This window comes from Psychrobacter sp. 1176_08 (assembly GCF_052850615.1).
This window is the reverse complement of the sequence record NZ_VXCU01000012.1, coordinates 35,977-57,587: the sequence shown is the minus strand read 5'-3', so window position 1 is coordinate 57,587 and position 21,611 is coordinate 35,977. Positions and strand designations below refer to the sequence as shown.

Annotated in this window: 20 protein-coding genes and 1 pseudogene; 8 read left to right on the top strand and 13 right to left on the bottom strand. The window is 44.4% G+C overall.

What is annotated here, in order from left to right:
* The first annotated feature begins 180 nt into the window (after positions 1-180).
* Complete coding sequence (locus tag FW759_RS13415; RefSeq protein ID WP_446443237.1) at positions 181-1,782, top strand: FAD-dependent oxidoreductase; 1,602 nt, start codon at positions 181-183, stop codon at positions 1,780-1,782.
* A 129-nt stretch (positions 1,783-1,911) separates the two neighbouring features.
* On the opposite strand, the gene FW759_RS13410 is transcribed toward FW759_RS13415, so the two are convergent.
* Positions 1,912-2,595, bottom strand: a complete 684-nt coding sequence (locus FW759_RS13410; RefSeq protein ID WP_062845534.1) for an LOG family protein — start codon at positions 2,593-2,595, stop codon at positions 1,912-1,914.
* Positions 2,596-2,930: 335 nt separating this feature from the next.
* Between FW759_RS13410 and FW759_RS13405 the strand changes: the two genes are divergently transcribed.
* Complete coding sequence (locus tag FW759_RS13405; protein WP_446443236.1) at positions 2,931-3,893, top strand: alpha/beta hydrolase family protein; 963 nt, start codon at positions 2,931-2,933, stop codon at positions 3,891-3,893.
* Positions 3,894-3,906: 13 nt separating this feature from the next.
* Here the strand turns inward: FW759_RS13405 and FW759_RS13400 are convergent, their stop codons facing one another.
* Positions 3,907-4,605 (bottom strand): putative quorum-sensing-regulated virulence factor, encoded by a 699-nt coding sequence (locus FW759_RS13400; RefSeq protein ID WP_446443235.1) that lies wholly within the window; start codon positions 4,603-4,605, stop codon positions 3,907-3,909.
* Between the two features lie 203 nt (positions 4,606-4,808).
* Here FW759_RS13400 and FW759_RS13395 point away from each other — a divergent pair, with 203 nt between their 5' ends.
* Complete coding sequence (locus tag FW759_RS13395) at positions 4,809-5,399, top strand: M23 family metallopeptidase (protein WP_446443234.1); 591 nt, start codon at positions 4,809-4,811, stop codon at positions 5,397-5,399.
* A gap of 58 nt (positions 5,400-5,457) precedes the next feature.
* Here the strand turns inward: FW759_RS13395 and phoR are convergent, their stop codons facing one another.
* The 3 genes from phoR to dtd form a co-directional block, all read right to left on the bottom strand.
* Positions 5,458-6,537 carry a phosphate regulon sensor histidine kinase PhoR gene (phoR, locus tag FW759_RS13390; RefSeq protein ID WP_257011725.1) on the bottom strand — a complete coding sequence of 360 codons (1,080 nt, stop codon included), beginning with the start codon at positions 6,535-6,537 and terminating at the stop codon, positions 5,458-5,460.
* 84 nt (positions 6,538-6,621) lie between these two features.
* Positions 6,622-7,326 (bottom strand): phosphate regulon transcriptional regulator PhoB, encoded by a 705-nt coding sequence (phoB, locus tag FW759_RS13385; RefSeq protein ID WP_095569724.1) that lies wholly within the window; start codon positions 7,324-7,326, stop codon positions 6,622-6,624.
* A 125-nt stretch (positions 7,327-7,451) separates the two neighbouring features.
* A complete protein-coding gene (gene dtd / locus FW759_RS13380; RefSeq protein ID WP_446443233.1) occupies positions 7,452-7,907 on the bottom strand; it encodes a D-aminoacyl-tRNA deacylase in 456 nt (151 codons plus the stop codon).
* A 112-nt stretch (positions 7,908-8,019) separates the two neighbouring features.
* On the opposite strand from dtd, the gene asd reads away from it, so the two are divergent.
* Positions 8,020-8,853, top strand: a complete 834-nt coding sequence (gene asd, locus FW759_RS13375) for an archaetidylserine decarboxylase (RefSeq protein ID WP_446443232.1) — start codon at positions 8,020-8,022, stop codon at positions 8,851-8,853.
* A gap of 97 nt (positions 8,854-8,950) precedes the next feature.
* On the opposite strand, the gene FW759_RS13370 is transcribed toward asd, so the two are convergent.
* From FW759_RS13370 to fadB, 5 genes and pseudogenes are all read right to left on the bottom strand, one after another.
* A complete protein-coding gene (locus tag FW759_RS13370; protein ID WP_062845540.1) occupies positions 8,951-9,502 on the bottom strand; it encodes a DUF1287 domain-containing protein in 552 nt (183 codons plus the stop codon).
* Between the two features lie 149 nt (positions 9,503-9,651).
* A pseudogene (locus FW759_RS13365) lies at positions 9,652-10,245 on the bottom strand (HD domain-containing protein).
* Positions 10,246-10,389: 144 nt separating this feature from the next.
* Positions 10,390-10,965, bottom strand: coding sequence for an isochorismatase family protein (locus tag FW759_RS13360; protein WP_062845542.1), 576 nt, complete (start codon positions 10,963-10,965; stop codon positions 10,390-10,392).
* A 276-nt stretch (positions 10,966-11,241) separates the two neighbouring features.
* Positions 11,242-12,414: an acetyl-CoA C-acyltransferase FadA gene (fadA, locus tag FW759_RS13355; RefSeq protein ID WP_446443231.1), complete on the bottom strand. Its 1,173-nt coding sequence runs from the start codon at positions 12,412-12,414 to the stop codon at positions 11,242-11,244.
* A gap of 230 nt (positions 12,415-12,644) precedes the next feature.
* The gene (fadB, locus tag FW759_RS13350) at positions 12,645-14,804 is read right to left on the bottom strand and encodes a fatty acid oxidation complex subunit alpha FadB (RefSeq protein WP_062845544.1); all 2,160 of its coding nucleotides are present in this window, start codon (positions 14,802-14,804) and stop codon (positions 12,645-12,647) included.
* A gap of 763 nt (positions 14,805-15,567) precedes the next feature.
* On the opposite strand from fadB, the gene FW759_RS13345 reads away from it, so the two are divergent.
* Genes FW759_RS13345 through FW759_RS13335 form a run of 3 tightly spaced genes read left to right on the top strand, consistent with a single transcriptional unit; the run spans position 15,568 to position 18,351 of the window.
* Positions 15,568-16,704 carry a polyprenyl synthetase family protein gene (locus FW759_RS13345; protein WP_446443230.1) on the top strand — a complete coding sequence of 379 codons (1,137 nt, stop codon included), beginning with the start codon at positions 15,568-15,570 and terminating at the stop codon, positions 16,702-16,704.
* Positions 16,705-16,756: 52 nt separating this feature from the next.
* Positions 16,757-17,575 carry a DUF72 domain-containing protein gene (locus tag FW759_RS13340; protein ID WP_443531121.1) on the top strand — a complete coding sequence of 273 codons (819 nt, stop codon included), beginning with the start codon at positions 16,757-16,759 and terminating at the stop codon, positions 17,573-17,575.
* On the top strand, positions 17,575-18,351 hold the full coding sequence (locus tag FW759_RS13335) for a hypothetical protein (RefSeq protein WP_443531122.1): 777 nt from the start codon (positions 17,575-17,577) through the stop codon (positions 18,349-18,351). Before FW759_RS13340 ends, FW759_RS13335 begins: the two co-directional genes overlap by 1 nt.
* 219 nt (positions 18,352-18,570) lie before the next feature.
* On the opposite strand, the gene FW759_RS13330 is transcribed toward FW759_RS13335, so the two are convergent.
* The 3 genes from FW759_RS13330 to FW759_RS13320 form a co-directional block, all read right to left on the bottom strand.
* Complete coding sequence (locus tag FW759_RS13330; protein WP_443531123.1) at positions 18,571-18,975, bottom strand: hypothetical protein; 405 nt, start codon at positions 18,973-18,975, stop codon at positions 18,571-18,573.
* Between the two features lie 76 nt (positions 18,976-19,051).
* Positions 19,052-19,600: a GNAT family N-acetyltransferase gene (locus FW759_RS13325; RefSeq protein ID WP_095569716.1), complete on the bottom strand. Its 549-nt coding sequence runs from the start codon at positions 19,598-19,600 to the stop codon at positions 19,052-19,054.
* A gap of 177 nt (positions 19,601-19,777) precedes the next feature.
* Complete coding sequence (locus FW759_RS13320; RefSeq protein ID WP_062845550.1) at positions 19,778-20,407, bottom strand: superoxide dismutase; 630 nt, start codon at positions 20,405-20,407, stop codon at positions 19,778-19,780.
* Positions 20,408-20,789: 382 nt separating this feature from the next.
* On the opposite strand from FW759_RS13320, the gene rdgB reads away from it, so the two are divergent.
* Entirely contained in the window at positions 20,790-21,446 is a 657-nt protein-coding gene (gene rdgB / locus FW759_RS13315; protein ID WP_443531124.1) for an RdgB/HAM1 family non-canonical purine NTP pyrophosphatase, read from the top strand.
* The last annotated feature ends 165 nt before the right edge of the window (positions 21,447-21,611 follow it).

Genomic DNA, 21,611 nt, shown 5'->3' with positions numbered 1-21,611 from the left:
TTAGCGTAGCTTCACTATAAAAATATATTCATTACTTCTAATATACCTGTTGAAGTCAACGCTCTTTGTACACATATCAGCAGTAACTTTCTACTTAAAAATCGAACGACTTAACAACCAGATTAATGACTATATTCAGCATGATCCACTGTAGATGCTATTAAGGACATAATAACGATAATGACTCACTCTTTGACCACAAATTCTATATCAACTCCAAAACGCGTCGGCATTCTCGGTGGTGGTACGGCAGGTGCCACCATTGCCATTCGCTTGGCTGCGTTAGGGCTTGAGACCTATTTATTTGAAAAAAACAAATCGCTGATCGATGGTCCTCCGATGTGTCATTTGCATGCAGGTGGCAACTTATACCGCGAAATCCCTGACGAAGACTGCGTTGCGCTACTCAAACAATGCATCGACATTTTGCGCCTTTATCCTTATACCATCGATGTACGTCCGACGGTGTTTGCTGTTCCCACTCGTGATGAAGGGTCTCCTGAAGATCTGTTACCACGTCTTGATATTTTAACAGACGCATATCGCGAACTGATTGCTCAAGATAGCAACAATAAAGTCTTGGGTGAGCCTGAAAATTATTATCAGCTGTATAGCCACGAACAGCTGATTGCGCTGTCTGAACGCGAACAAGTCGCCATACCCGGTACGGTTGATGAATGGATGATACCGGTTGCAAAATATTTGGACTTAGACAAAGTTAAATTCCCGCTGATTGTCGTACAAGAATATGGTTGGAATATTTTCCGTCTCGCAGCTTCCGCCCAATTGGCACTAGAAGATTATGAGCATGCGCATGTATTTACGGATACTCAAGTCAAGCAAGTCTTGCCCGTTGATTGTGAGAATTGCACCAACGCTGACCACCATGTCACCAAATGGCGTATCGACTATCAACGAGCACATGATCAACAAGCGGTTGACCCAGAAGCATTAGAATCCATCGAAGTGGATTATTTGATCAATGCTTGCGGCTTCCGTACTGGCGTCATTGATGACATGGTCGGTGTGAAGGTAACACGCATGGTCGAGTTCAAATCTTCTTATATTACCCGTTGGAAAGAAACAGGCGGTCAGATACCAGAAATTATTATCTACGGCAATCGCGGTACGCCAGAAGGTATGGCTCAATTGACTCCTTATCCAGATGGTTACTTTCAAATCCATGGTATGAGTAAATTTATCACTTTATTTGATGATGGATTGGTTGCATCTAGTGAAGAGAGTGCCCAGCCTAAGTTACCTGAGCAATACGTGCATTACATTGACGATGGCTGGGACAAAACACCACTCCAAGCGCGTAGCCAACAAGCCATTGATTATGTGGCTGAATTTGTACCGACATTTAATAGCGCGCGCACCATTGGCAATGCCCTTTATGGCGGTCAACAAATCCCCGGCGAAGACGATACTTTGCGAGTGGCCGATGTTAGCCTCTATTCAAACATACGCTATGCGCGTGCCGAAAACGTTAAGGCGTCCTCAACCCTGATTGCAGCAGATCAAATCGTTGATGAATTGACAAATCTTGGTTTGATTGATAATGACACGCAGGTAAACCGAGAGCGTTATGCGCATGAATGGTCTTACTTGGTACACAATGACAGTCTGGCGATTGATAAGGTTGCCCGCACCTTGGCTTGCGAGCGTGGTTTTCCGCAAGCGATGGCTCATGTGAATCATGGTATCCGCGAAGCAACTTTAGACAACTTGTCGTCGGATGACTCATCTTCTCTTGATGAGATGCCTACAAGCACTCCTTAGTATTTTATTGAGTCATAAAAAAGGAGTCAGTAACCAATGGTTAGTGACTCCTTTTTTTATTTTATAATTTTTTATTTCACAGTCAGACAATGACTTTTAGTATTGTCTGTGGCATTGGTTAAAAAAATATCAGCTTTCGCTACCTGCCATTTTTTCTGTATCCACTTCGTCATGTATCTTTACAACTGTTTTGAGTAAATCAATCGCGTCACCAATAGTGTTACAAACCACCAAACGGTCAAGATCTTCTTGCTTCATAAAGCCTTGCTCTGTGGTATGTTTTAAATGCTCAATCATACGATCATAGAAGCCGTTGATATTTAGGATAATCATTGGCTTTTCGTGTTGGTACAACTGACGCCATGTGGCAATCTCCATAATCTCTTCTAGCGTACCAAGTCCACCTGGCAACGTAATAAAAGCATCGGCGTACTCTGCCATGACGGTCTTACGGGTGTGCATGGTATCCGTCAAATGCAGACGGGTCAGCTGTTCGTGTGCGATTTCGTGCTTGAGCATAAACGTTGGAATGACCCCAACCGCTTGTGCACCGTTTTGGATAACTTCATCCGCGACGGCACCCATCAGCCCGATGCTAGCGCCGCCATAAACCAAACCTAAGCCATTTTCTGCCAAAGCCAAACCAAGCTCGCGTGCGGCCTGCTCATAGACTTCGCTATTACCCAAACGTGACCCACAATAGACCGCTACCAATGGCATGGACAATGCCGATTTATCCACCGCTTGCTCAATATTATGAATGTCTTGGCTCGTGATTACTTCGTAAGTATCATTGTTAATGTTCATTTGCATACCGCTTCCTTAGTGTTTATCTCGATTGTCTTTTATTGAGTGCGTGTGCTTATTATTACGTATTTATTAGAGCATAAGCATATTTTTATTGTCTAAAATAAGTGTTCATTTAAAGTTTTATGGATTATTTTTAAAGACAAACCCTATAGAACTTGGAAGTCATATTTGATTGCTTCGCTGACCAGCATTTATCTTAACATAAGCAATATGATCACATGGTATCAACGATTTATCCTGACATAATTATGACATCTTAACATTAACTGTTAATACATTATTTCTGATAAACACACCTACTTTATACCCAAAAACGATACAAACCATTGAGGTACAGCATGGACAGCCAGCACACAACATCTTCTAGCGAGCAAAAAAATCATATCAACGATGGCGCTCTCAATACGAATCCTGATATCGACACCTATGCTTTAACTATCATGACTGAGCGCAATCAGCCATTAGCAGCGACAGTATATCGTCCTAATGCAGAGGTAAAAAGAGCCGTTATGATCGGCCCTGCAACTGGTATCAAGCGGCAGTTTTATCACAATTTTGCGACGTATTTAGCAAGTCATGGCTTTGGCGTATTGACCTTTGACAATGAGGGGATTGGTGAGTCACTATCGATAGATTTGGCAAAATGTGACGCCTCACTCATTAGCTGGGGTCGTCATGACATGCCGGCCGTACTCGATGCGTTGCAAGATGAGTTTGCTGAGGCGACTTATCATTTGGTTGGTCATAGCGCAGGTGGTCAATTGATTGGCTTGATGCCCAACCATAAAGGTATCACGTCCGTCTTTAACGTGGCCTGCTCCTCAGGTCGTATCAAAAACATGGCCATGCCTTACAAGCTCAAAGCGATGGGCTTTATGGATGCCTTTATTCCAATGACCAATCTGACATTGGGCTACACGCCTTCGGACAAAATCGGTATGGGTGAGCCGTTACCGCGCGGCGTGGCGAGACAATGGCGTGAATGGTGCAATGGTGCAGGATATATCAAGACAGCGTTTGGCAACAGCATACACACGCATTTTTATGATGAGCTTGACATGCCAGCATTGTGGCTTGGCTTTAGCGATGACGACATCGCCAATAGTAAGAACATAGATGACATGACACGAGTGTTTACGGCAATGCCTGTCGAAAAACGCTTTTTAGACCCCAAAGATTTTGGTATCGATAGCATCGGGCACATGCGTTACTTCAGTAGTAAAACTTATGCCAAAGCACCCGAGTTATGGCAAATGGCAGTGGATTGGTTGAACGACAAGGCGCCAACTATCAGACAATGACTTTTTGAATCGTCTATTTATCCTTTGCTTCTTCTGCCATAACCCGTTTGGTCAACGCAGAATACAGCGACGGCTGCATATTATGAATATTACCGAGCATCCATTTTACATAGCTAATAGGTACGTCTTTAATTGGCGTGCCTTTATGTTTACCAAAGGGCATTTTACTGACGGGATTGGCTTTGTTAGCTATCGCATGAGCAGCGGCAAAATCTGTCGGTGCAATCTCTAAGCGCTCACAGCACGCTTGATACAGCAGATAACACATACGAGCATCACCGAGCGCGTCGTGAGCGGCAATCGTCATACGGCTTGCCTCTTCTTTACCGAGTAGTTGCTCAATACATTTAGATTGCCCATAAGCACGCCATTCTGGAAAAGCCACGCGTGCCAATCTAATTGTACAAATCAGCTTGGCAGAAGGACTACCGATCACTCGCCAATCAAAGCGCACGTTATGACCAATCAGATACTCTGGCAATTCAAACTCAGCCAAATCAAAGCGCTCAAGCCCTGCAACATCCTCATCGGTAATGCCGTGTACCTTGATGACGATAGGCGATATAGTGCGACCGCTATTAAAGTACTTCATCCACTCAAAACCAGTCATTACATTGATGGTTGCAACTTGGATTGGTCTTGGATCACGCCCTTGATCGGTTTCAGTATCGATCACCAGTGCTGTGTTCGCGATGTTGAAAACCTCTGTCATAAAGTATGACCCTTAAATAATTGCCCTTGTACTTAACGCTTGTATTTAACGACTATGCTTAACAACTTTATTTAATCATCATGTTTTGAGACCCACCAATCCGTTATGGGGTTAAAACACTGATATAACAATGCGATACATACGTAAATCGATAAGCCCCCTATACTAGTATAAACACTATATAAGAAAGATAAGAGGTATTGATGCAACCGACAGACAACAGCAAGCCACCCCGCCCGACATTGATAAGCCGTGTGCTCAGCGTGTTGATTAAAGCAGTTGTACTGTTGGCACTATTATTTGTATTCGATCGATTATTGCCAACCATCAGCCAACAAACTCAATCTTTTGTGATGGAAAAATGGCAGCAATTAAGCCTTTTGCAACAAGACCCTCCTGCTGCAAACAGTTTACCCAACCCGCTACCAGAGCAAGGATTGGCTGATACATGGGGCGCGGCTCGCAGTCAAGGTCGCACACATGAAGGGATTGATATCTTTGCTCCGAGGGGCACGCCAATACAATCAACAACGCAAGGGATTGTTAGCAAAGTGGGGAATAATAATTTGGGCGGTCGCGTCGTTGTCGTCGTCGGACCAGGCGGTGCAGGACATTACTACGCGCATTTAGAAGACTATGCCGATATCTCTCCCAATGACTGGGTAAATGCTGGAGATATCATCGGTTATGTTGGTGATAGCGGTAATGCCAAAGGCACCCCACCTCACCTTCATTATGGAATTTATATTAATGGTAGTGCTGTGAATCCCTATCCACTCATGCAAAAAGAGTGATGCCTGTAGCGTTCGTTCCTACAAACATTATTGGTAGTAACAGATAGTATAGATAGCATCAGCCTGTAGAAGCCGTTCGGACATAAGCTGCTGGGAAAACCACACTAAATGTCGACCCCACCCCTTCTACGGATTCAATTTGCAAACTGGCTTCGTGTTGATACAAAACGTGTTTTACAATAGCGAGACCCAACCCTGTACCACCGGTGGCGCGGCTACGCCCTTTGTCGATGCGATAAAAGCGCTCCGTTAGACGTGCGATGTGCTCTGCTGCAATACCAATACCATTGTCTTCCACGGCAAATCGGCAGCCTTCTGAGGTTTTTGTCCAGCTAATGGTTATATTACCACCCTTGGGTGTGTACTTAATGGCATTTATCACAAGGTTAGATAAGGCACTGTTTAGGTACATCTCAGAACCATATAGCCCATCATAAGTGTCTATCTGCAAATGGATGATATGCCCGTATGCTTGGTTGTATGCTTGCGCATCGTCATACACATGGGTCAGTAGTTTGGTCATATCAATATAGTTGAGCTCGTGAGTTTCTTCGATTTCAATTCGAGACAACAACAATAGATCATTCACAATTCTATTCATACGCGCCGTTTGCTGACTCATAAGCTCAAACCCGCGTCGCCAATGCGGCGGCATGTCTGGCTGATCTGAGAAATTCTCTAAATAGCCCATCATTACAGTTAGTGGAGTACGTAATTCGTGCGAGACATTTGCCACAAAGTCACGACGCATCTCTTCTAAATGCTGCAAGCGTGTCACATCATAGATAATCAGTAATTTTTGGTCACCAAAAGGCGTGAGTTCACATTTCAGGTAGCGTTTAGGATCTTGCCAAGATTCTATGTGTACACCCTCACTGAGAGCCGTAGTGGTCGCTTGATAGTACTGACGAAACTCAGGTACTCGAATGAAATCAAAAATACTTTTGCCTGCATCGCCTACTTGTAGTGACAATAAATCTTGTGCCGACTGATTCCACCACTCCACATTGTCATCTTGGTTGAGCAAAATCACAGCATCTCGTAAAGCCAGTAAGGCGCTTCTGATTTTTGTCAATTGATCCGAGGCGTGTTGGTGAGAAACTGATTCTGATGGACTCTGTTGATTATTTTTTGTCATTATTGTGCTCATTCATCATCCCTACTACTTTTTTGCTGTGTCATCTTAGGTTGCGACTGCCATGAGACTTCTAATTAGGCTAAGCTATATCGGCGCCATGATATTAGAAAATCGATAGCCTGTACCGCGAACGGTCTGTATCAACGTATCACAGCCGTAAGGTCTTAATATGGTACGCAGACGTTTAATATGGACATCGATGGTTCTGTCCTCGATATAGACGTTGCCGCCCCATACTTGATCTAGTAGCTGTGTGCGCGTATAAGCACGCTCTGGATGACTCATAAAAAATGCCAATAACCGATATTCAGTAGGGCCCAATTCAACCACTTTACCCGCTACTGTCACACGTTGACTTCTTGGATCCAAACTGAGCTTGCCGACTTCGATAGATTTATCACTGCTGAGCGCATTACTACGCCGCAGCACCGCCTTGATTCTAGAGATAAGTTCGCGCGTCGAAAAAGGCTTGGTCATATAATCGTCAGCACCTGCATCCAGACCATGAACTTTGCTGTCTTCTTCGCTCTTTGCCGTCAGCATAATGACGGGTATTTCAGAGAGCAGATCGTCGTTTTTTAACATACGGCAAAAATCCACGCCACTCTTATCGCCTGGCAACATCCAGTCTAGTAGAATCAGCGCTGGTCTATGATCCACGACTTGTTGATGCGCTTCTGACACATCGGCGGCTTGTAGACTATCAAACCCAGCCATCTCTAGCGTCATGACCACCATTTCACGAATCGCAGGTTCATCTTCAACAATCAAAATTTGCTCGTTATACATACAGCACTCTCAGTGTTAAGTACAAAGTTTAGCACGTAAAAGGCGATACATATTCGCCAGCTTTTATCTATTAAACGGATTAATTGTGACAGCTTGATGACAGTTATTATTCAGTATGACATAAACTACCGGACTTCTAATATGAAGTTTAATGGGCCATCATTGATGCTCTCAACTTGCATGTTAGCACCAAACTGCCCAGTAGCAATGATAGGATGCTGACTCTTTGCATACTCAATCAACTGAGCAAACAGCACTTGTGCTGCCTCAGGTGCCATCGTCCCACCAAAATCAGGCCTGCGACCTTTGTCGGTTGTGGCCATTAAGGTAAACTGCGATACCAATAACAATCCGCCATTCACTTGCTGGACATTTTTGTCCAGTTTACCGACCTTGGCAGGATCGTCGTTATTCTCAAAAATACGATACGTCAGGATTTTATCAATCATGCGCTGCGCGGTTTGTAGGTTATCATCGTGTCCTAAACCAATATAAGCCAATAGTCCATGCTCAATGGCACCGATATTAGACCCCTCAACCACGACACTCGCGCTGCGTACTCGCTGTATAAGTGCTTTCACTCCCTAACTCCTTACAGATTATGGCCATACAATCATACGCTGTCCATGATAAAATATGGCTATTTACTTGCCTATTATTTATTACACCACACTTTATTTTGGTAGCCCTATTATGAATTTATTCACCACCTTACAACAGCTTGTCCCACAACAGAAGCTAAGTAAAGTTGCTGGACGTTTGGCCGCCAGTCGCCATCCTTATGTCAAACGCACTTTTATTCGTAGCTTTGCAAAAGCATATAATGTCAGCTTAGATGAGTATGAGCGCCAAAGCCTCAATGCCTATGAAAGCTTCAATGATTTTTTTACGCGTGAGCTAAAGGAAGACGCTCGTCCTATCGACACCACAGCTAACGGTATTGTAAGTCCCGCTGATGGAGTTATCTCGCAGTTAGGACAGATTAATGACCATAAAATGCTGCAAGCAAAAGGTCGTCATTATGACGTTGGGCAACTGCTTGCTGATAGTGAAGATGGTCGTTATTTTGCTGATGGTAGTTTTGCCACTGTGTATTTAGCGCCCAGCAACTATCACCGTGTTCATATGCCATTTGCTGGTACATTGACCAAAACTCGCTACGTGCCCGGTACCTTATTTTCGGTGAACAATACCACTGCGGCCAATGTCCCTGACTTGTTTGCGCGAAATGAGCGTTTGGTTTGCATGTTTGATACTCAGTACGGCAAAGCGGCAGTGGTGATGGTAGGCGCTATGATTGTCGCTGGTATCGAAACCGTAGCGACTGGCAAAATTGCCCGTACTGATGATGTACAAGAGGCCAATCATGACATGCGCTTCGAAAAAGGCGATGAGCTTGGGCGTTTTTACCTAGGGTCGACGGCGATTGTCATACTACCAAAAGCAGCAAACGCTGACTGGGAAAGCACCATGCAAGCCGATAGTTTTGTAAAAATGGGACAGTTATTGGGTGTCACCAATTCGTAATTTATCTCTGTCATAATAAAAAATAAAAGCCCAGTGAGGCGTCAATAACGACGTTTCATTGGGCTTTTTACTTATAACTGGTATATATCAATGACAGTTAGTAGCGGAAATGCTTGAGAATTGGGTACGAGTACAAAATATTTTCTTCTTGAGTACCACGTCCGATATTATGAATAATCAATGGCGTACCATCAGCGGCCTTTTTGTCGGAGACGATACCGATATGAGGTAAACTGTCCTTCGGCAACCGCCACGTCACTATATCGCCTGCTTGAAAACTGTCTTTGTCAGTAATCGATAACGTTTGTCCCTGTCTCTCAAAAAACACTTCAAGATTGGGTACACGGCGATGGTCGATATTTTTGTCGGTCGATTTAAGTCCCCATCTTTTTGGATAAGCTGACCAGTTGGACTTCATATCATGGTTGACCAGCTGTTGAAGATCGATATTTTGCAAACGATACGCGCGAATGATGACATCGGTGCAGACTCCTGTTTCTATGGGTACGTCACCTCGCGGAAAATCCAACTTACGATAAGCAGGATCATAGCTTGTGGTCACGCCAATTTGTTTTTTGGCATCGTAGGCCAATTTATCGCCATCACTAATAGGCGTCGCAGCTTGCGCCATATGCGCAAGGCTCAGCATGCTTACAAGGACAAGTGATTTGCATAGTTTTCTATAAGTTACAGATAGACTCATTTATTGACTTCTCTTTTGTGACGCTAATGATCAATATGTTAGCAAGGGTAAATTATAGGTAAGTTGAATAATATGAAGAGGATAATGGGTGTTATTTATGAGTCAATCAGCCACCCTTGATGCGTTGCATACTCGATATTTTCTGTGAGCCAATCATGAATCACAGGGAAGCTGTGCTCAATAAATGCCAATGCTGCTGCCACTTGCGAACGCGTGACGTCAGATTCAATCCACGTTTTTCCCTCGGTATTTAGATTAAGTAAAAACGGTAACAAACGATCAACGACTCTGAGCAGCTGGGTCTCTTTGCTGCTACCTGTCTCTTGTTCTTCCCAAATCTAAGCGAGATTGGCAATCCCATTGCCGCGTTCTGCTTGCAATCGAGCGATACCAGCACGCTCTTCGATGTGGGCGGCGTTACGACTGCTGGCAAATAAAAAGGTATCTCCTGCATCAATCTCGCCCAAATCATGCACCAACGCCATCTTTAGTAGTTTCTCATGATTGACGTCGAGCTCAAACAATTCAGCAATTGACCAGCAAGCCATTGCCAAGTGCCAAGAGTGTTCGGCAGAGTTTTCTCGGCGTGTGGTATGGGTCACATAGCTGCGGCGATTGACACGTTTGAGCGCATCCAACTCCAACAAAAAATGGGTGACATCATTGACATCGATACTTGCTACAAGCATTTGGCTGGTCAGTGGTCTAGGCATACTTAAAGACATACTTCTCTCTGATTAGATAAAAAACAGCGCCTGTCTGATCAAGCGCTGTTTTTACGATGGTTAAATAAAATGGTAGCAGCCGCTTACTACAGCCCTTTGTTGCATCAACTATTTAATCAAATTGCTGATGGTTTTAAAGGCAGGATCTTGGCTACTGCGGCACAGCTCAAACAAAATAGACTCAACCGTACTGATAACACCACCTGCACGGCGAATACGACGAATCGCTTGCTTTTTATCATAAGGGTAGCGCGAGCCAACGGCATCGCCAATAATGACAGGTTGCATGCCGTTATCAAGTAAATCAAGCGCCGTCTGCATGACACAAACGTGTACTTCTACACCGAATAAAATAACGACACTGCGATTCTGCTGGGCCAGATGATGCCATGCTTCATCATTATCACAGGCACTAAATGTGACCTTTTCAAAACTTTTTGTATTATTACCTTCTAGTGCTTCCTTGATCTCGGGCAACGTATCGCCTAGACCCTTTTTGTACTGCTCATTGAGCATAATAGGCACGTTCAGCGCTTGTAGACCCTTTATCAGTGTGACTGTCTTTTTTAATATGTTTTCATGGTCATAAATGTGCGGCGTTAAGCGCTCTTGGACATCAATGACCATTGCTTGGGTATTTTCACGAGCAATTCGATAAGTACGATCGGTAATCATGGTAGACATAGCACACTCCTTGTACAACTGACGTTTATCATTAAAAACTATTGTGTGAGTACCAATAGCGTAATGACTCCACTAATGCTTATTTAGTCACAGTTTAGCAAGTGCGTCAATGGACATAATTTTGCTCTGTTATTTACGAGTAGCTCTTATTGCTACCTATAACTGACTTAACTGTCTAAATTCTAATAAAAAAAACCTCCAGTCATGAAGACTAGAGGCTATTATCTAAATATTTACAATGGTTAAATATTACAAATCGACTACCGATTCGAGTGTTTAAACGCGCTCAATCACGGTCGCGATACCTTGACCAAGACCGATACACATCGTTGCCAGACCAATTTCAGTATCTGACTGCTCCATCGCATTGAGTAGTGTCACTGTGATACGAGCGCCTGAACAGCCAAGTGGGTGACCCAAGGCAATCGCGCCGCCGTTGATATTGACGATGTCTTGTTTGTCCGTTAGGTTCAGTGCTTTTAGAACTGATAAACCTTGCGCTGCAAATGCTTCGTTTAACTCGATGGTTTGCATGTCATCGATGCTCATGCCGGCACGTTTGAGGGCTTTGTTGGTAGCTGGTACAGGACCATAACCCATGATAGCGGCGTCACAACCAGCAACAGCCATACTACGAATACGAGCGCGTGGCTTTAGACCCAAGTCTTTGGCTTTTTGGGCGCTCATGACCAGCATTGCTGCGGCACCATCTGATAAGGCAGATGACGTCGCTGCCGTCACCGTACCACCTTTTGGATCGAAGGCTGGACGTAGTTTTTGCATTTGCTCCATCGTCGCATCTGGACGAATCACTTCATCAACGGTACATAGCTGCAAGCGACCCGCCGCATCATGACCTTCGATACCGATGATTTCATTGTCAAAACGACCTCCAGAAGTCGCAGCCCACGCACGGCGATGTGACTCAAGACCAAAGGCGTCTTGCTCTTCGCGCGTAATGCCATTCATGCGACCCAGCATCTCAGCGGTCAAGCCCATCATGTTCGAGGCTTTTGCATAGTGCTTTGAGGCTTCAGGATTAAGATCCACGCCATGCATCATGCCAACGTGGCCCATGTGCTCAACGCCACCAATGATGAAAATCTCGCCTTGGTTGGTCATGATTTGGGCAGCGGCCGTGTGTAGCGCCTGCATTGATGAGCCGCATAGACGATTGACGGTCTGGCCGCCTGCCGTTTTTGGAATACCCGCCAATAGGCCAATGTTACGACCGATGTTTAGGCCTTGCTCTAGCGTTTGGTTCACACAGCCCCAGATGATATCTTCGACATCACGTGGGTCAAAATCGTTACGCTCAACCAAGGCACGTACCAATTCAGCAGACATGCTATCCGCGCGAACATGGCGGAACATACCGTTTTTAGATTTGCCCATCGCTGAGCGTACGCCATCTACGATGACCACATCTTTTGGACTTAAAGTTGTCATACTATCTTCCTTTTCAATTTTTATTGTCAGTGTCATCCGTTCACTTTGACGCTTTTACCTTGCCAATCTTACCCAAAGTACGATAGGTACTTCTGCGTTTGATGCACTGGTATTAACATTCAATGGAACTGACTATAACTGTACGTTTGCGATTGAAAAATAGGGTTCTATCAATGGCTGTTTTGCTCAAAGGCAAACGTACTGCACTTCATCCTAGTAATGACTGCCTATTACGCGGTGGCGTAAAAGGTCTCGCCTGCGGCTGCCATATCGCGAATCTTTTGCGGGGCTTCATAAGCTTTGCCAAGGTGCGCGTATTTTTCACACAGTGCCAAGTAGTTATCTAGACCCATCTGGTCGATATAACGGCAAGGGCCACCACGGAATGGCGGGAAACCGACGCCCATGATCATGGCCATGTCGGCCTCGGCAGGCGTGCTCACGATATTGTCTTCTAAGCAGCGAACGGTTTCATTACAGAAAGCCAGCATGGTGCGATCGATGATGGCTTGATCATCAAAGGTTTGCTTGTCACTGTCACTCGTCGCTTGTAGCAACTCATAAGTCGCGTCATCAGCCACTTTTTTTGGCTTACCGCGGCTATCTGTTTCGTATTTATAAAAACCAACGCCGTTTTTCTGACCCAAGCGCTTGTTTTCGTATAGATGCTGAATTGCGCCTTTGTAGTCGGGCTTCATGCGATCAGGGAAACCTTCTGCCATCACTTCGGCACCATGGACACCTGTGTCCAAACCGACGACGTCGATCAAGTAAGCAGGACCCATCGGCCAGCCGAATTTTTCCATAACTTTATCGACATGAGCAAAGTCAGCACCTTGCTTAAGCAATAAATCAAACGCGCCAAAATATGGGAACAACACACGGTTTACCAAGAAACCTGGGCAGTCATTGACCACAACAGGGACTTTACCCATTTTTGAAGCGAGCGCAACAGTGGTCGCGATGGCTTCTTCAGAGGATTTTTCACCGCGAATCACTTCGACGAGTGGCATACGGTGTACTGGGTTAAAGAAATGCATACCGACGAAGTTTTCTGGACGCGCAAGTGCTTCGGCCAAATAAGTGATAGAAATGGTTGAGGTGTTTGATGCTAGGATACAATCGTCTTTTACCAAGCCTTCTACTTCTTTTAAGACACTACGCTTCACGTTTGGATTTTCTACCACGGCTTCGATCACGATATCTGTTTCGCTAAAATCACCATAGTTTAGAGTCGGACGAATACGGCTTAAGGTTTCGCCCATTTTCGCTGGGGTCATCTTGCCGCGCTCAACCATCTTGCCAAGCAATTTGCTGGCTTCGCCCATACCAAGATCTAATTGCTCAGACTTGATATCTTTCATAATGATTGGCAAGCCTTTGCTGGCTGCCTGATACGCGATACCACCGCCCATGATGCCAGCGCCTAGTACAGCAGCTTCGTTGATGTCATGCGCCTGCTTGCTGTGTTGTTTGGCCAGCTTTTTAACCAATTGATCGTTTAAGAACAGACCAACCAAGCTTTCTGCTTGTGGGGTTTTAGCCGCTTTAGCAAAGCCAGCAGCTTCAACTTCAATTGCTTTGTCACGCGGTAGATTGACATGTTTTTCGATGGCTTCGATAGCGAGGGCTGGTGCTGGGTACTGCTTAGGATTGGCTTTGGCAAAGATCATGCCTTTGGCACTGTTGAACGCCATGGCTTGCTCAAGCTGATTTAGCTTCACTGGTACCAGTTTTTCTTCACGCTTGGCTTGCCAATCAAGCTCGCCCGAGATACATTTTTTGACCAAATCAATGGCGGCATCTTGCAAGTCGTCAGCTGGTACGGTTGCATCAACCAAGCCGAGCTTTAGCGCATCAAGCGGTTTTTTTGGTGTGCCAGTGGCGATCAGCTCAAGCGCATTGTCGATACCAATGATACGGGTACTACGAACCGTACCACCAAACCCTGGGAAGATACCCAGTTGAGTCTCTGGTAGACCAATGATTGCTTTGTCACTCATGACGCGGTATTCACACACCAAGGTCATCTCACAACCGCCACCCATTGCCGCGCCATTGATGGCAGCCACTTTTGGGAATGGCAAATCTTCAAAACGATTGAAAGCGTCATTAACATGAACGACCCAATCTTTGATCTCGCTTTCTGATTTTTTGAAAGAAGCCACAAATTCTGTGATGTCAGCACCAGCGATAAATACGCCTTTGCCTGAAGTGACGATAAGACCTTTTACGTCATCAGCTTTTTCTAACGCGCTAACGGCTTCGCCAAACTGCTTGTTGGTTTCGGCATCAAACTTATTCACGCTCTCGTTTTCGGCGTTGTAGTGCATGTTGGCGATGCCATCCTCTAGCATTGTCACCGTGATGCGATTTCCTTGGTATACCATTTGGAACTCCTTGTTATTCATAAAGGCTATTTAATAAAAACGATGTAATAAAAACTAGCTCTCAAAAGCCATGCGACAAACCTTTCGTCTTAAAAGCGACGTTTTGGCACAAATCACATAACTCGTTATTGTTAGAAAAATGGGTAATGCACCATCAGCCTGCCCTTTTATGACAACAAATCGTTATGAAGACAAACCATTTATTGTATTAGTCAGCTGGCAAGTCAATCAGGCAAAATATCTTTATTATCCAGCGCGCGTGTTTTTGTCTTTACTGCTCTGTACTTATTTTAAGTGTGTTGCACAACATCATACGGCGCTTCATTTATATACTCTTGCTTTCAGTACAGCTGCTTTAAGTACTACAGTTGTCGGTCTGACGATGACTTTCACGCCAATTAGTGTAGGGGATTATGCCCCTGACTGTCACAAGCTAATACCATACTCACAAGTCACTCTTAAATTGATAACAGCCCTTTACCTCGTGTCCGGCGTCCTTTAAGTGCCTGTTAACATCATACAAATGAACTTATCAAAGTGCATAAACTATCATTATCAACCTCTTAGCTTCCTCCATTATCAAAGCACATTCAACCACTAAGTTAAATCACCAATACGTAACGGGAACTTATGGGATTATCTTCTTTCCTTTTGCTGTTGAATGGCAAAAAATAATTCAGCGCGTCTACGTGCCATACAAGGAATATCGCCTATCATGCTACACTAAGGGTATTTTTATTCTTCTCTGATAAATGGTTGGGTTATGACTGTTTCTTCTATACTAAGCTTAATGCCAGCAAGCGTTCCGTCTTTTAAAAATACCGAGCAGTTCCATCGCGCAGTACGCGCACAATTGGCGCAAGACATTGAAGTTTTATTTACGTATGCCAAGCTCCCAAGTCCGCTGATGGACGCCTGTCGTTATGTGATGACCGGTCAAGGCAAAACGGTACGTCCCCTATTGGTCGCAAGTGTGTTTGCGAGCGTCACTGACAATAACAATATAAGTGGTAATGCGGACAATGCTGAAGCAAGTTTAAAATCCGATGATGCATCAGGTCTTGTTGACTCTACCCCTACCAATATAACCAATGACATGCAAAGCGATGATTTGGCATCATTGTTAGAGAACGACTCAGATTATGATATGTGTCGCCGTGCTGCCCTAGCAGTGGAGCTACTGCATACCTACTCACTGGTGCATGATGATTTGCCTTGTATGGACGATGATGAGCTACGCCGTGGACAGCCAACCTGCCATATCGCCTTTGATGAAGCGACTGCCCTATTGGCAGGGGATGTGCTACAGACGCTGGCCTTTGAGGTATTGACCGCAGAGATGCCGACCTTTGCGCATTTTGATTCTGATATCGCAAGCCAGCTGCTCGCGGTATTTGCACCGCGGGCGCGGCGCATGGTATCTGGTCAAATGCTGGATCTCAATGCTGAAGCAAAAGATGACGTCTCGCAAAGTGAGTTAGAATCCATTCACCGCGATAAAACCGGTGCCTTGATTGAAGCGGCCATGCTAATGGGCGGTATCTGTGCTGGCGCGACCGCTTTACAACGCATGGCATTGCAGGATTGCGCTCAGCACATTGGTCTTGCCTTCCAGGTCCAAGATGATATCTTGGATGTGACCACCAGCACCGACACGCTTGGCAAACCTGCTGGTAGCGATGAAAAGCTGGACAAATCCACCTATGTAAAATTGATGGGTGTGGAGAATGCCAAAACCTATGCACAATCACTGTTTGATGACGGACGCACCGCGATTATTCGTGAGCTAGGCAGTCGTGAGCCAAATAGTGATGAGGTAAGCCGTGATGATTACAGCATCAATAAAGACAATGATGCGCTACTGGCGTTGATAGACTGGCTATGGGCACGTAAAAAATAGCCAAAACTGAATCATAAAAAAGTAAATCATAAAAAAATAATGAGTGGTCAACATGGACAGTAACCCTACCCCGCGTATCTATCTCGGCACTGGTGGCTATAGCGATACCGATTTGCTCGGTACGCTGTATCCCACTGGCACCAAAAAAACGGACTTTTTGCGCGAGTACGCCAAACAATACGGCGCCGTCGAGATTAATAGCACATTCTACGCACCCATCGGGCAAAAAGCCTTTGCGGGTATGGTTGATAAAGCCTATGTGCAAACTGACAGTCAGCTAAAATTCGCCGTAAAACTCCATCAAGACTTTACTCATGCACGTAAAGGCACAAGCGAGCATGCCGAGGCCTTTCTAACGGCGCTCACCCCGCTTATTGAAGCGAATGCTTTAGCGCCATTATTACTCCAGTTCCCGCATGGCTTTGATCGTACTCGCGAGCATCGTCTGTATCTCGCCAATCTTGTCAGCTGGTTTAGAGACTATCCGCTCGCCGTTGAGTTTCGCCACAACGGCTGGCACACGCCGCAAGTGGTCGATAGTTTTCGCGAGCAAGGGTTGATTTGGTGCAGCGTCGATTACCCCAAAGTGAATGGCTTGCCACCATCACGACTCATATTCACTGAGCGTACAGGTTATCTACGTATGCATGGCAACAATCTGAACTGGTGGGATGCGATGAGCGCAAGTGACCGTCATGATTATCGCTATAGCGAGGCAGAAATGCAGGACTGGGCGCAAGCGATTGCCAATCAGCGCCAGCACTTTGATACGCTTTATATTTTCTTTCAAAACACGGTCAACGCGCATGCGTATTATAATATCGCGATGCTTAGAGAAGCGTTGGGTAAGTTTGGGTTTGAGGTGTTGTAATGTCGATAAACTTAGCGAACTTATTTGATTTTTTTCGGTCTCGTAAAGAACCAGAAAATGAGCACGAAAAATCTATTCAGCTGTTACAAACGATGCAATGGTCAAAATTGTGTTGGGATGAAAGTTGGGAGGATGTGATAGAGCTAGAAAGCTTACTACCAAAAGCAGGTAAAACATACCATATAAAACTTGATGAGAATGAAGAATATGCAGAGGAAGGAAAAGCATACATATTATGGTCACCGCCTCACTCAGAGCTTAATGGGTGGTGGGACAAACGACCATCTGAAATTCTCAAATCCTACGTATTAGAAGGTATTTTATCTAATACCGTCTCAAATTATGAAAAACGCGAGTATTTTTTTGACTTTCAAATCGAAAGATATACAAGACTAATCAATTACTTCTCTGAAATTCCTGAAACTAAAATATCGCCTTTATCTACGGTTGGTCAAGGTAATGGTTCTTCAAGGATTCAATGGCAGGACGCTGACGATCTTCAAAAGTATAATCTCGGCGACTATTTGTATTTAAGTGGAATAGAATGTGAGAGTCATTTAGAGCTCATACTTTCATGTATAAAAAATAGATGGTATGTGCATTATTCAGCAACATTACATTATCCTGCCCACTATGAAACCCTTATCACTAAGTATCATTTAAAATCTAAAGAACAAAAATTAATTGAAACATTGATAAAAAAAGCCAGTGACATAACCGATAACTCAATGGACTCACTAGAAGATAATAAGATTTACGGTGCTGAGTACTGGTGACTCAGCTATTCATAAGCCAAAAAAAAGACACCTCGCGGCGTCCTTTTTCATCAATCAAATGCTTAGCCAAAAATTACACGTCAACACCAGCATCTTGACTTTTATATTTTGCGTTTGCCTAGTCCCAATTCACAAGATTGTCTAGTAACTTACCTAAATAGTCAGGAGCTAAATCAACAGCACGCCATCACCTTGTCGCCGCAATCACTGCATCACTGCTTACATAGAGTTCTTTGTGGGCATAGACTTGATATACCCGCTTGCACTGATAAATAGCAATACCGCCAGCCCAGCGCCAAGCATCTCCATAATAAACAGTGTCTGCCCCATTGGCGCGACCGAGCGCGGGAAGATATTAGCAATGTCCGTCACATATACCACAAAATATTCTACCGCGAGTAGTTGCAGTATCTTGCCACTCATCACCTGACTGTCTAGCCCCGCAAACAGTTGCCAGATGCTGAGCACCACAAGAGTGATCAAAAACACCGTAAATAACGTGATGACCATTGGTGGATAATCGGGAAATACTCGCATCTTAGTCAATACGCTGAGTATCATAAAGCACAGGTTCAGCACCGAGAGTGTCAATGTGGCCAGTACTGCAATGCGCGCTTTATTCACCCTATCCTCCTGTCTGCATTTTAGGTTCGTGTCGCCTGTATTATAGCGCTATCAATACCGTTTTTATTGATAAAGGTTAGCTGGCAGCATCGTTATTCGCTATCCACTCCTTTTTTAAAATGGCATATTGCAACGTATCTTCGTACTTTGGCGTGCCGTCTGCATTTTTGATAAACGAGATAAACTCTACAAAATGCCCTTCTTGACGAAAGCCCAAACGCTCGCACAGCTTTTGTGAGGCGGTATTGTCAACCTCGACATACGCATAAATGCGTCTGGCGTCCTGTTCGGTAAATAAAAAATCAATAAACGCACGCGCACTTTCGCTGGCGTATCCTTTGCCGTGAAATTGCTCATTAAAATTCCAGCCTACAGAGTAGGTATCAGGCTCTTCTTTGATGAAGAAAATCTCACCAATCAGCTTATCAGAGTCTTTGAGACATACGGCAATATAATCACCGTCTTTTTGTCTTTTGGCAATTTTTGTCAGTGCTTCATCAATCGAGGTGATTTTATCGCCTATAAAACAGCTGGGTATAGGGTTGGACAGATATGCCAATAAGTCAGCAGCGTCATGTGCTGCAAAGTCTCGTAAAATGAGCCGCGGTGTGTGTATGGTTGTCATTATTGTCATCTCATTATTTGTCTGGGTCATGCTTTATTAAAGTCGGCAGTTTTGGTACCAAGCACAGCTATCTTATTTCGATATATTTAATGTCTCATTGGTTTTTATGATCAAACTCCAAACCAAAAAAAGGACACCTCTCAGTGTCCTTTTTTGTATCAAATGCTTGGTTAAAGATTACTCTTCAACGCCAGCGTCTTGACCTTTATATTTCGCGTTTGCGTAGTCCCAGTTCACAAGCTTGTCTAGGAACGTGTCAACATAGTCAGGACGACGGTTACGGTAATCAACATAGTACGCATGTTCCCATACATCACAAGTCAATACGGCTACTTGATTATGTGCAAGTGGGGTATCAGCGTTTGCTGTTTTGGCGATTGACAATTTGCCACCGACTTTGTCAGCGACTAGCCATGCCCACCCTGAACCAAATTGAGTCAATGCTGCGTTTTTGAACTCTTCACGGAACTTGTCATAGCTACCGAAATCTTCTTCGATTTTGCCTTTTAGATCGCCAGTAGGTTCACCTCCGCCGTTGGTTGGCGTCATGCAGTTCCAATAGAACGTGTGGTTCCATACTTGGGCTGCTTGATTGAACATACCTTGCTTGCTCTCATCTTTAGCAGTTGCTTCGATGATTTCTGGCAATGTTTTGTCTTCTAAACCAGAACCTGGTAATAGCTCATTTAGCTTGTTAACATAAGCAGCATGATGTTTGTCATGATGGTATTCTAGTGTCTCTGCACTGATATGTGGCTCTAGTGCGTCTTTTGCATATGGTAGATCTGGTAAAGTAATATTTGACATAGTTATTTTATCCTTGCTGTTTTTGACCGTTACTTTATAAAAGCTAAATTCTACACTGTTCTTACTTCACAAAATAGCGGTCTAAAGTGGCTGAGTTTATTGTTTGAATTAAATTTTATCGCTTAATACACGTTATTGCTTAACACAGTATCACGTATTATGATGGAGCCAAAACTGATTGGGCTATTGCTTTTGCCCCAACGCCAAGTGGCTGGCTTTATATATGTTTGTTAACTTAATATTCATAAGCCATAAGATATAATTCACTGTAGCTTGCGGGCTAGTATAGCAAACGTGACCGAGAGTATCAGTTACCAAATGTTATAGACCATGCTTACAAGCGCACAGAAAACCATCCTTATCCACATGACGGAATGATACCATGAGTACCATTGACACCCCGATACTCTCTAAAACTTTCTCTACCCAATCAGCACCCGATAACCAATGGGTACTCGCCAGTAATAATAAAGGTAAACTGGCTGAGTTTCAAAGGTTGTTTGCTGAAGCAAATCTGAATGTAACGATTGTACCGCAAGGTGAGCTGGGTATCGAAGACGCCGTCGAAGATGGTTTAAGCTTTGTAGAAAACGCCATTATCAAAGCACGTCATGCCAGCCGTATCAGCGGTCTACCTGCGATTGCCGATGACTCTGGTTTGTGTGTTCCCGTACTGGGCAACGCGCCTGGTATTTACTCTGCACGCTATGCAGGCGAACACGGCAATGATGATAAAAACAACGCCAAGCTTGTCACTGATTTGCAGGCGATGCGCGGTGAGCAGCCTATTCAAGGTATATTCGTTTGCGTTCTAGCCATGGTGCGCCACGCGGATGATTCGCTGCCAATTATCGCTCAAGGCTTGTGGCAGGGTGAAATCTTAGAAGCGCCGTATGGGGATGGTGGTTTCGGTTATGATCCCTTGTTTTGGTTGCCAGAGCGACAAGCGACAGCAGCAAGCCTAAGCCCTGCGGATAAAAACCGCATCAGTCATCGCGGTCAAGCAATTCAGCAATTGCTGGCCCAGCTGTCGTTATAGATTTCTACATAAGTAATAAAATCTGTCTAGCGCCAATATAGATTGACTGGTCAGCATTTTCTGTAGCCTCTGTCACGCTATACGAACAGCAAGCAAGAGAAATACTTACCAGTCGAACTCAAAATACCTATATCGTTTTCATGTTGCACTGACCATAGCAAACAG

Coding starts and splice junctions, on each gene's coding strand:
- FW759_RS13415 (WP_446443237.1), top strand. CDS start 181: ATGACTCACTCTTTGACCACAAATTCTATATCAACTCCAAAACGCGTC.
- FW759_RS13410 (WP_062845534.1), bottom strand. CDS start 2,595: ATGCAAATGAACATTAACAATGATACTTACGAAGTAATCACGAGCCAA.
- FW759_RS13405 (WP_446443236.1), top strand. CDS start 2,931: ATGGACAGCCAGCACACAACATCTTCTAGCGAGCAAAAAAATCATATC.
- FW759_RS13400 (WP_446443235.1), bottom strand. CDS start 4,605: ATGACAGAGGTTTTCAACATCGCGAACACAGCACTGGTGATCGATACT.
- FW759_RS13395 (WP_446443234.1), top strand. CDS start 4,809: ATGCAACCGACAGACAACAGCAAGCCACCCCGCCCGACATTGATAAGC.
- phoR (WP_257011725.1), bottom strand. CDS start 6,537: ATGACAAAAAATAATCAACAGAGTCCATCAGAATCAGTTTCTCACCAA.
- phoB (WP_095569724.1), bottom strand. CDS start 7,326: ATGTATAACGAGCAAATTTTGATTGTTGAAGATGAACCTGCGATTCGT.
- asd (WP_446443232.1), top strand. CDS start 8,020: ATGAATTTATTCACCACCTTACAACAGCTTGTCCCACAACAGAAGCTA.
- FW759_RS13370 (WP_062845540.1), bottom strand. CDS start 9,502: ATGCTGAGCCTTGCGCATATGGCGCAAGCTGCGACGCCTATTAGTGAT.
- FW759_RS13360 (WP_062845542.1), bottom strand. CDS start 10,965: ATGTCTACCATGATTACCGATCGTACTTATCGAATTGCTCGTGAAAAT.
- fadA (WP_446443231.1), bottom strand. CDS start 12,414: ATGACAACTTTAAGTCCAAAAGATGTGGTCATCGTAGATGGCGTACGC.
- fadB (WP_062845544.1), bottom strand. CDS start 14,804: ATGGTATACCAAGGAAATCGCATCACGGTGACAATGCTAGAGGATGGC.
- FW759_RS13345 (WP_446443230.1), top strand. CDS start 15,568: ATGACTGTTTCTTCTATACTAAGCTTAATGCCAGCAAGCGTTCCGTCT.
- FW759_RS13340 (WP_443531121.1), top strand. CDS start 16,757: ATGGACAGTAACCCTACCCCGCGTATCTATCTCGGCACTGGTGGCTAT.
- FW759_RS13335 (WP_443531122.1), top strand. CDS start 17,575: ATGTCGATAAACTTAGCGAACTTATTTGATTTTTTTCGGTCTCGTAAA.
- FW759_RS13325 (WP_095569716.1), bottom strand. CDS start 19,600: ATGACAACCATACACACACCGCGGCTCATTTTACGAGACTTTGCAGCA.
- FW759_RS13320 (WP_062845550.1), bottom strand. CDS start 20,407: ATGTCAAATATTACTTTACCAGATCTACCATATGCAAAAGACGCACTA.
- rdgB (WP_443531124.1), top strand. CDS start 20,790: ATGAGTACCATTGACACCCCGATACTCTCTAAAACTTTCTCTACCCAA.